Source organism: Streptosporangium sp. NPDC051023 (assembly GCF_040689595.1).
Lineage (GTDB): Bacteria > Actinomycetota > Actinomycetes > Streptosporangiales > Streptosporangiaceae > Streptosporangium.
Genome location: NZ_JBFBCE010000035.1, coordinates 58,931 through 68,808, shown reverse-complemented (window position 1 = coordinate 68,808; position 9,878 = coordinate 58,931). Strand labels below are relative to the sequence as shown.

At 68.7% G+C, this 9,878-nt stretch carries 6 protein-coding genes and 1 pseudogene; 5 read left to right on the top strand and 2 right to left on the bottom strand.

The genetic code is table 11. From position 1 onward, the window contains the following. Window positions 1–422 precede the first annotated feature (422 nt). The 3 genes from AB0395_RS23510 to AB0395_RS23500 all read left to right on the top strand — a co-directional run bounded on the left by AB0395_RS23510 (window position 423) and on the right by AB0395_RS23500 (window position 3,232). Window positions 423–1,253: an IclR family transcriptional regulator C-terminal domain-containing protein gene (locus tag AB0395_RS23510; RefSeq protein WP_366283682.1), complete on the top strand. Its 831-nt coding sequence runs from the start codon at window positions 423–425 to the stop codon at window positions 1,251–1,253. A 120-nt stretch (window positions 1,254–1,373) separates the two neighbouring features. Beyond that, a complete protein-coding gene (locus AB0395_RS23505; protein WP_366283680.1) occupies window positions 1,374–2,399 on the top strand; it encodes an ATP-binding cassette domain-containing protein in 1,026 nt (341 codons plus the stop codon). Next, a complete protein-coding gene (locus AB0395_RS23500) occupies window positions 2,396–3,232 on the top strand; it encodes an ABC transporter permease (protein WP_366283678.1) in 837 nt (278 codons plus the stop codon). The genes AB0395_RS23505 and AB0395_RS23500 overlap by 4 nt, the downstream gene beginning before the upstream one ends. Before the next feature lie 1,689 nt (window positions 3,233–4,921). On the opposite strand, the pseudogene AB0395_RS23495 reads toward AB0395_RS23500, so the two are convergent. Both AB0395_RS23495 and AB0395_RS23490 read right to left on the bottom strand, forming a co-directional pair. Continuing rightward, window positions 4,922–6,292, bottom strand: a pseudogene (locus tag AB0395_RS23495) (BTAD domain-containing putative transcriptional regulator); the annotation flags it as partial. A 163-nt stretch (window positions 6,293–6,455) separates the two neighbouring features. Continuing rightward, window positions 6,456–7,220, bottom strand: a complete 765-nt coding sequence (locus AB0395_RS23490) for an IclR family transcriptional regulator (protein WP_366283676.1) — start codon at window positions 7,218–7,220, stop codon at window positions 6,456–6,458. A 280-nt stretch (window positions 7,221–7,500) separates the two neighbouring features. Here AB0395_RS23490 and AB0395_RS23485 point away from each other — a divergent pair, with 280 nt between their 5' ends. Beyond that, a complete protein-coding gene (locus AB0395_RS23485) occupies window positions 7,501–8,658 on the top strand; it encodes an ABC transporter ATP-binding protein (RefSeq protein WP_366283674.1) in 1,158 nt (385 codons plus the stop codon). Window positions 8,659–8,741: 83 nt separating this feature from the next. After that, the gene (locus AB0395_RS23480) at window positions 8,742–9,851 is read left to right on the top strand and encodes an ABC transporter substrate-binding protein (protein WP_366283671.1); all 1,110 of its coding nucleotides are present in this window, start codon (window positions 8,742–8,744) and stop codon (window positions 9,849–9,851) included. Window positions 9,852–9,878 lie beyond the last annotated feature (27 nt).

Here is a 9,878-nt window from a genome sequence, read left to right as displayed (position 1 = left end):
GTCGTGGCGCAGCGCCGCGCTCTGGTCGGGAACGGTGTGGAACTCCAGGCTCCGGGTGTCGACGCCGTGCTGCGCGGCACGCTCGGCCACCCACCGCTTTGCGTATTCGCCATGGGACGTCCTCCCATGAGGCCTGCCGGGTCTCATGAGACGTCCTCCCATGAGACCGGCCGGGTTTCATGGGAACGTCCTCCCATGAGGTCTGCCGTTCAACGGTCAATCGGCCGCCTAACGGTCGCCCGGCGTAGGGCGGAAACATGCGATCCTGTATTCAAGACCCGTCAAGGGCTGGATCCACTCAGCCGCCCAGCAAAAGCCGCCAAAAACGACGGACCAAGGAATCCGGACACTGGACCGATTGCCGGACAGCACGGGAAGACCTCCGCCAACCTGTCACCCCGGAGCCCAGCGAAAGGACCCAGATGTCACGCGACAACGCAGGCCCCGACTTCATCGAGGCGCTGGCCCGCGGACTCGACGTGCTCAAATGCTTCGGTTCACGGCGCGTGCCGATGTCCCTCACCGACATCGCGACCGCCACCGGCCTGGCCCGGCCGACCGCCCGCCGTATCATCCTCACGCTCGAGCACCTCGGATACGTCCGATCGACCTCCGAGGGCGTGGTCCTCACCCCCCGCGTGCTCGAACTCGGCATGGCCTACACCCTCTCCACCGGGCTCTGGGAGGTCGCGCACCCCCACCTGAGCGACCTGGTCACCTATACCAACCAGGCCGCCTCCGTCGCCCAGCTCGACGGATCCGACATCCTCTACGTCGCCCGTGTCGAGGTCCCCAAGGTTGTCTCCGTCCGCGTCGACGTCGGAACCCGCTTCCCGGCCTCCAGCACAGCCCTCGGGAAAGTCCTCCTCGCGTCCCTCGACGCCGACGACCTGCGCACCGCCCTGACCACCCCGACACGCTCAGCGATCACACCTCACCGGCGGAAGACCGCCGATGACCTCGAAACCGAACTCCGCGAGATCCGCGCCCGCGGTTGGGCCTCGACCGACGAGGAGGTCGCGGCCGGCGTCCGCTCCGTCGCCGCTCCCCTGCGTGACGGCGACGGCCAGACCATCGCGGCGGTCAACGTCACGGCCATCACCGCCGAGGTCAGTCACTCACAACTGATCGACGAACTGCTCCCGCTCCTCCTCAGAACGGCGAGCGCGATCAGCCGCGACTACGAACTCATCCACTCCGCGCCCCAGCGCGTCGTAAGACCCAGACTCACCACCACCGCGGCACGCCGATAACCTCAGCTTTCTCATCCGCCGGTTCAGGGGTCGAGCCCGGGGACGAATCCGCGAAGCTCCCGGCAATCGGTGAAACCCGGTCGAGGGTGCCGTGAAACCGGCGTCGCCGAGAGTTAAGCCATGAGCATCACAGAACTCGGACGTACCGGGGGCGGCCCGATCCGCGACAGGGGCACCGATCTGGCCGTACGTGCGGAAGGGCTTGTGAAGACGTTCGGCGCGCACCGTGCCGTCGACGGGATCGATCTGGACGTACATCCCGGTGAGATCTTCGGCGTCCTCGGCCCGAACGGCGCAGGCAAGACCACCACGCTGCGGATGCTGGCCACCTTGTTGAAGATCGACGCGGGCCGTGCCGAGATCTTCGGGGTCGACGTGGCGAGCAACCCGCACGTGATCCGGCAACTGGTCGGCGTCACCGGACAGTACGCGTCGGTCGACGAGAACCTCACCGCCCGCGAGAACCTCTGGCTCTTCAGCCGCCTGCAGGGCATCGCCGCGCCGCGCGCCCGGCGCATCTCCACGGAGCTGCTGGGCCAGTTCGGCTTGGAGGAAGCCGCCGACAAACCGATCTCGCAGTTCTCCGGAGGCATGCGCCGACGCCTCGACCTGGCGGCCAGCCTGATCACCAGGCCGCCGCTGATCTTCCTCGACGAGCCGACCACCGGTCTCGACCCGCGCACGCGCGGCCAGATGTGGGACACCATCCGCGGTCTGGTCACCGACGGCTGCACGGTGCTGCTGACCACGCAGTATCTGGACGAGGCCGACCAGCTCGCCGATCGCGTCGCCGTCATCGACCACGGCCGCAAAGTCGCCGAGGGCACCCCCGACGAGTTGAAAACCGCGGTCGGCAACTCCGCCCTCCAGTTGCGGCTCGCCGAACCGGGCGAGGCGCCGACCGCCATGGAGATCGTACGGCGCGTCCTCGGCTCAGAGCCGATCCTCAGCCCGGAACAGGGCCGCATCAACGTCGCCCTCGACCAGGCCGACCTGGCCGCGGACGTACTGATCGCGCTGCGCACCGCCGGGGTGTCGATCTCCTCGGTGAGCGTGGCCAAGCCCAGCCTGGACGAGGTGTTCCTCGCCCTCACCGGCCACGAAACAGACAAGGACGACGAGAGCAGCACGGAGGAGAACCGATGAGCACCATGATCGCCCCCACCCGCGAGGCGGTCCGTGCCGCCGACCGCGTGGCGGCCGCCCGGCGGCACGTCTCCATGGGGGAGACCCTCAGCCAGACCCTGATGATGGCGTGGCGGGCGCTCATGAAGATGCGCCGCAACCCGGAGCAGCTCTTCGACGTGGTGTTTCAGCCGATCCTGTTCACCGCGATGTTCGCCTTCATCTTCGGCGGTGCCGTCGCCGGCGACGTGGGGAGCTACCTTCCCCAGATAATCCCCGGCATCATCGCCCAGACCGTGCTGACGACGTGCATGGCCACGGGCACGCAACTCCGCGAGGACCTGGAGAAGGGCGTCTTCGACCGGTTCAAGTCGTTACCGATCGCCCGGATCGCGCCGCTCGCCGGCCCGATGGTGGCCGACCTGCTGCGCTACACGATCGCGGCCACCCTGACCTTCGGCATGGGTCTGGTGATGGGCTACCGCCCGGGCGGCGGAGCAGGCGGTGTGCTCGCCGCGATCCTGCTGGCGATCTTCACCGGCTGGTCGCTGGCATGGGTCTTCACCTGGGTCGGCACGATCGCCCGGAGCGCCCAGGCCGTACAGGGCATCTCGATGATGATCCTGTTTCCGCTGACGTTCCTGTCGAACGCGTTCGTCCCGGTCGAGACCCTGCCCGGCTGGCTGGCCGCGTTCGTACGGATCAACCCGGTCTCACACCTGGTCACGGCCACCCGTGACCTCGCCAACAACGCCCTCGTCAGCGGAGAGGTCGCCTGGACGCTCCTGGCGTGCCTGATCGTCATCGCGATCTTCGCGCCGCTGTCGGTGCGCAGCTACAAGCGGCACATGTGACCTCCGCCCGTCACGCCCTGAGACCTGCTCGACGAGACTCCGCGCCTCGTCGAGCAGGTCGGAGCCGCGTCGGTCGCCGTACTCGGCCCGCACTGCGGCGATCATCCCGGGCGCGGCCCGCTCCGCGTACGGTTCGATCCGCCCGAAGGTCATGCTGGGCATGCTGCTGTAGTACGCGAACCGCTCGGCCAGCACCAGCAACCCGATCGCGTCGCGAGGGGCCATGGCCTCGCGCAGCAGCCCCCAGGCACCGAGCGCGAAGAGCATCGAGCCGCATATCGGGTAGTCGAAGACCGGGTTCTCCACGGCCGGCAGGTTGTAGCCCCGGACGACGGAGAACAGCTCCTCGCCGTACCGGACGTCTTCCTGCGAGGCGTGGTACGCGTACGCCGTCAGGGCGACCGACATCGCGATGATCGTCCACGGCGTGAACTCCATGTACGGCACCCCCGGCAGGCGCAGGTCGCGCGCCCGCTGGACGGCCAGGCGATACTCCGCGAGCGCGACGGCCGTCTCGCCGCGGGCGAGGGCGAGCTCGGCCGCGCACAACGAGACGATCGCCATCCCGCCGAGCACCGCCTCGCTGTCGTTGATCCGGGTGATCTCGGCGAGCTCGGCCTCGGCGGCGTCGAGATCGCCGTCGGCGAGCGCGGAGACCAGCAGCACCGAGCGGAGCTGGGTCTCGTCGTCGGTGGCGCCGATCCGGCTCAGCACCGGGATGGCGGTCCGCGCGTGTCCGACCGCCCGTCGACGGTCGCCGAGCTGCATGACCAGGTGGGCCAGCACGGCGTGCATGATCGCGGCGAACCACGGCCCCTCGTCCTCGCGAAGCATCGTCAGGGTCCGTTCGGCGACCTCGATCGCCCCGGTCGCCTCTCCCGCGTTCTCCAGGACGTGGACGTTCATCTGCATCGCCGCCAGGGCCACGTCACGGTCGGTGCTCCGGCACAACTCCGCCAGCCTGCCGCGCACGTCGGCGCCGTCGGCCACGTCGCACGCGAGCAGCACCGTGGCCATCGCCGCCACCCGGGGATCCGTCGTGTCATCGGTGGGCAGCCTACGGAGGAGGGCGCGCAGCGGATCGATGCTGCGGTCGGTGATGATCACGGTGTTCATGAGCGTGAGCAGCACGGAGGCCCTGGTCACCTCGACGAGGTACGGCGGCGGCGTCCAGCCGCCGATCACCTGGATGATCGCGTCCCGGTGAACGAGGATCCGGGGGTGGTCGCCACGGATCGACCACAGCGCGCCGACGCCGACCAGCAACTGGACCGTCGTGACCGGATCGGGCTCGCCGAGAGCCTGCCGGAGCAGATCGGCGAGGTTGCCCTCCTCGGCGCGCAGCGCGTCGACCGCCGCGAACTGCGCCGGGCTGAACAGCCCGAAGGCGTGTTCGAGGGAGTACGCCGCCGCCCAGGCCCGCTGCGCCTCCCGAGCGGGTGTCTCCTCCCCCGCCTCCTTCAGCCGCATCCGCCCGAACTCCCTGACGGTCTCCAGCATCCGGTGGCGCAGGCCGTACGTCGTCTCGCGGACGCTCAGCATCGACTGCTCGGTCAGCGCGTCCACGACGTGCAGGGCGTCCGGGCCGAGCACGTGCTCGGCCGCGGCCAGCGTGAAACCGTCGCCGAACAGCGACAACCAGCGCAACGCCTGCCGTTCCGGCTCGTCCAGCAGATTCCACGACCAGTCGATGACCGCGAGCAACGTCTGGTGCCGGTCGGGGGCCGTGCGGTTCCCGCCGCGCAGCAGGGCGAACCGATCCGCCAGGCGCCGCGCGATCTCCTCAACCGACATCACCCGCACCTTGGCCGCGGCCAGCTCGATCGCGAGCGGCAGCCCGTCGAGGCGGGCGACGACCGCCTCGACCACTCCCGTGTCGATCCGCACCCCCGGGCGGGCGGCCGTGGCGCGCTGCCGGAACAACTCGACCGCGTCGCCCGTGGGCAGCTCGCCGAGCAGGTAGACGCGTTCGGCGGGGATCGACAAGGGGGCGCGCGAGGTGATGAGCACCCGCAGGTCGCGGGTCGTCACGGTCAGGAACGCCACCAGGTCGGCGACGGCCTCGATCACGTGCTCGCAGTTGTCCAGGATCAGCAGCGCGGGAGCCTGGTCGAGATGCTGGGCGATCCGGGCGCGAACGTCGGAGCGCTGCCCGGGGGTCAGGGTGCGACGCCCGCTGACCGAGTCCCGGACCCCGAGCGCCGAGCCCACCTCGCCCACCACGCCCTCCGGCGAGGAGACGCCGACGAGCTCGACGAAGTGGGCGATGGGCTGCGCGGCGTTCCTGCCGACGACATGAGCCAGCCGCGTCTTGCCCAGCCCGCCAGGGCCGATGATGGAGATCACCCGGTTCGTCTGCAACAGGGCGTGCACCGCACGGATGTCGCCGTCGCGGCCGAGCAGCGAGGAACCGTCGAACAGAATGCCCTCACGCACCGGCCGATCGGCGACGAGGAGTTCGGCGTACACGCGGGCGAGCTCAGGCCCCGGTTCTGTGCCGAGCCGCGCGACCACGCCCGCGCGATACCGCTCGTAACGCTCAAGAGCGGCGGCGGCACCTCGTACGGCTGCCTCGCTGCGCAGCAGGCAGGCGAGCAGCTCCTCGTCGTGCGGCCGACCGGCCGCGGCCTCCTCCAGCAGCGGCAGCGCGCCCTCGTGAGCGCCGCTCCGGCCCCGCGCGATCGCCGCCACCCGTCGCGCCTCGGCCACCCATCCCGCCGCGACGCCCCTCAGCTCGGCGAGTGGGCCCGTGGCACCGTCCACGCCGCCGGCCACGAGACCCATGGCCTCTTCCGCGTGGCGACGCGCGAGCGCCATGTCGTCCTCGCCCAGTGCGGCCCGTGCCTGTTCCACCAGCGCGCCGAGCAACAGCGCGTCCACCTGACCGGCGGGCAGCCCGAGCCGGTAACCACGCGGGATCCGCACCACGACGTCGGCACCGGTCGCCGCCCTGGTCCGCGAGACGACCACCTGCAGCGCCTTCGCCGGGTTGGCCGGAGCCTCGTCGGGCCACAACTCCTCGATCAGGCGCTCGCCGCTGACCCCCGCACGCCCGTGCATGGCGAGCACAGCCAGCAGGGTTTGCGCGCGATCGCCGATCACGTGCACACCCTCCCAGCGGACGCCGTCAAGCAGGACCAGTGTGGGGGACACACCATCAGCTTACGGACAAGTCATAATTGAGAAGCGTGATCACGTGGGTATCTCGACGTTCGGCTCCGAATCAGAACGTATACGTGATTTCGTGGACCAGGACGGCCCCGAGTTCGACGAGACGGTTCTGTGGCATGCGGGAGGTCGGCCCGGACAGGGCGATCGAACCGATGCACCTGCCACTGTGATTCAGAGGTGCCGCGACGCAGGACGCACCGACGAGGGTCTCGTCGACATCGAGGGCGAAGCCGACGTTGCGGGCTTCCTCGACCCGTTGGCGCAGCTCCAGCGGCCCCTTGGGGGCACGTTCTGTACCGCCTGAGTAGTTCAGGGTGCCGAGGACCTCGTCGAGGGTGGTGCCGTCGAACGTCGACAGGTAGGCCCTGCCCACCGCGGAGCAGTGCATGGGCCGTACGGTGCCGAGTCGCTCACGGAGTGTGAGCACCTCCGATGACGGCTGGTACTGGACGTAGACCATGTTGCCGCTGGCGGGGGCGGCGAAAAGCGACGCCTCGCCGGTCTCGCCGGTCAACCGCTTGAGCAGAGGACCGACCCTCTCTATCAACTGCTCGTGGGCGGGATGGTTGACGATCAGCCCGTAGAACCGTTCCGGGCGGATGGTGAACTCCTTGGTGGCGTCGTCGCGGGCGACGTAGCCGGCGTCCACGAGATCGCCAAGGATTCGCAGGGCACTGCTGCGGTTCACGTTGACCAACCGCCCTACCTCGGCCGCCGTCGCAGACTTGGTGGCCAGTTGCTCAAGAACCATGAGGCCGCGCCTGATATGCGACATGCTCCCGAGGTCGCTGTTGTCCCGTGATCGCTCGTCTGGCATAGAGACGATTCTCTCCTTACCAAGATCCTGGACTGACGTGTTCTCGGAATTTCCTAACGTGCGGTGGGACGTGCCACGCACTGGGATGTGTTGCGCTCCTGACAACGTATCACTCCTCACTTGGAGCCGGGAAGCGTTCGCATCCCTGCTCTGAGCAGGCCCCGGTGACCAGGAATGTAGCACTTCACCGCCGGTGACCCCCTTGACACACCTTCCGAGGCTGCTTATGTTCATCAGCCATACGCGTTGCATTGATTGCAACTTTATCGAGGAGTTGAGGATGTCGGAGGTGCCGGAGGGCGTCCAGGTCGTCGACCAGGTCGCGACGGGCGGTGAGGTTGAGTTGGACGGCCTGTCGAAGAGGTACGGAACTGTCGAGGCGGTGCGTGGTATCTCGCTGAGCATCCGTAGCGGTGAGTTCCTGGCGATCCTGGGTCCCTCCGGCGCGGGAAAGACAACGCTGCTCAACATGCTCACCGGCTTCGAGGAGCCCACGAGGGGCGCGATCCGGATCAACGGCCGGGACGTCGCGCGGCTGGCCCCGCACAAGCGCGGGATCGGCGTCGTGTTCCAGCACTACGCGCTGTTCAAGCACATGACCGTCGCCCAGAACGTGGGGTTCCCGCTGCGGATGCGACGGATGTCGATGCGGGAACAGCGCAGCCACATTCAGCACGCCCTTGAGCTGGTCAAGCTCGACGGGTACGCGACCCGCTTCCCCGACCAGCTGTCCGGTGGCCAGCAGCAGCGGGTCGCGCTCGCCCGCGCCATCGTGTTCCGCCCCGCGCTTCTCCTCATGGACGAACCGCTCGGCGCGCTCGACAAGCGCCTGCGCGAGCACATGCGCGTCGAGATCAAACGCCTCCAGCGAAATCTCGGCGCGACCGTCATCTACGTGACCCACGACCAGGGCGAGGCGCTCACGATGGCCGACCGCGTCGCGGTGATGAACGACGGCGCCATCGAGCAGCTCGGGACTCCCACCGACCTGTATGAGAGGCCGGCGAGTGCCTTCGTTGCCGACTTCGTCGGGGAGACCAACTTCTTTCGTGGCCGCGCCGTACTCGACGGCGACGGCCGGGTCCGCGTCGTGCTCGACGGCGACCGGCTGGGTCACCGCCGGGACGTGGAGAACGCGGCGTCGCTCGAGCCCGACCGCGACGTCGAGGTCGGGGTGCGCCCGGAGCAGGTCTCGCTGCTGCCCGTTGAGGGTGCCGACGAGCCGGCCGTGCCGGGCACGGTGAGTGAAGTGCTGTACGAGGGCGCGACGGCCTTGCACGTCGTCGAGACGGCGATCGGGAACCTGAACGCGCGCCTCTCGCTCAAGAACCTCCGGGAGACCCGATGGGCCGTAGGTGACCAGGTCGCCGTTCATTGGGACGCCCGGGCGGCACGGGGCTACCACGTCGAGGGCCGGGGTTCGTCCTCATCGGCGTGATGTCGTGGCGGCGCCTGGAGCCCAGGCCGCCGACCAGGACTTCAATCCGCGTCAGAGATCTGCATGACAGAAAGGTTCGGCCGATGAAGTTTTCTCGGAAAACCGTGCTGGGAGCGGTGGTGACAGTCAGCACGCTGCTCACGACTGCCGCCTGCGGAAGCGGCGACGACTCAGGAGCGGCCCCTTCCGCCGGTACGGTCGTCGTCCCCGACCCCGGCGGTGACCTCGGCAAGGCGATGAAGAAGGCGTTCTTCGACCCGTTCGAGAAGAAGACGGGAATCGATGTCGTACTCAGCCCCGGTGAGTTCGACGCCGCCGTCGTGCTCGCGGGCGTCAAGGCCGGCGCCCCGGCCTACGACCTGGTGAACCCCAACGGCGCGGTGCTCAAACGCTTCCGCGACAACTCGGCGCTCGAACCGATCGACTACACGCTGTGGCAAAACGGCGTCCGCGACAAGATCTCCCCGGTGAAGGCCGCCGACGACGCGGTACCCGCCTACTACATCTCCATCGTTCCGGCCTGGAGCACCGACAAGCTCGGCGACAAGGCACTGAACTCGTGGGCGGACTTCTGGGACGTCGCCAAGTTCCCCGGGAAGCGGACCCTCGCACCGGGCTCGTGGGGGGCAGGCGGCGCGACGTTCGAGATCGCGGCGATGGCCGACGGCGTGGCGCCGAAAGACCTCTACCCGATCGACTACGACCGGGTGTTCGCGAGTCTGGACAAGCTCAAGCCGAACCTGGTGAAGTTCTGGGAGACCGGCGCCGAGCCCATCCAACTGCTCACCGGTGGGCAGGTGACGGTCACCAGCGCATGGAACGGCCGCGTCGCCGGCGCCCAGGACAAGGGCGCGCCGGTGGCCAGCACGTGGAACCAGTCGATCCTCCAGTACGACAACTGGGCGATCCTCAAGGGCGCCAAGAACGTCAAGAACGCGCAGAAGCTCCTGGCCTTCATGATGGAGTCCGGGCCCCAGGCGGACTTCGCGAACGCGATCACCTACTCGCCGGCGAACTCGGCGGCGTTCGACCTGCTCTCCGCCGACCGTGCGGCCCTGCTGCCGACGTCGCCGAAGAACGTCGCGTCCGCCGTGACCCAGGACTACGACTGGTGGACCGCCATCGCCCCGGGGACAGACAAGACCAATGAGGAAGTCGCCATCGAGCGCTGGCAAACGTGGGCTTCGAAGTAGCCCACGACCTGTCTGCGATCAAGACGA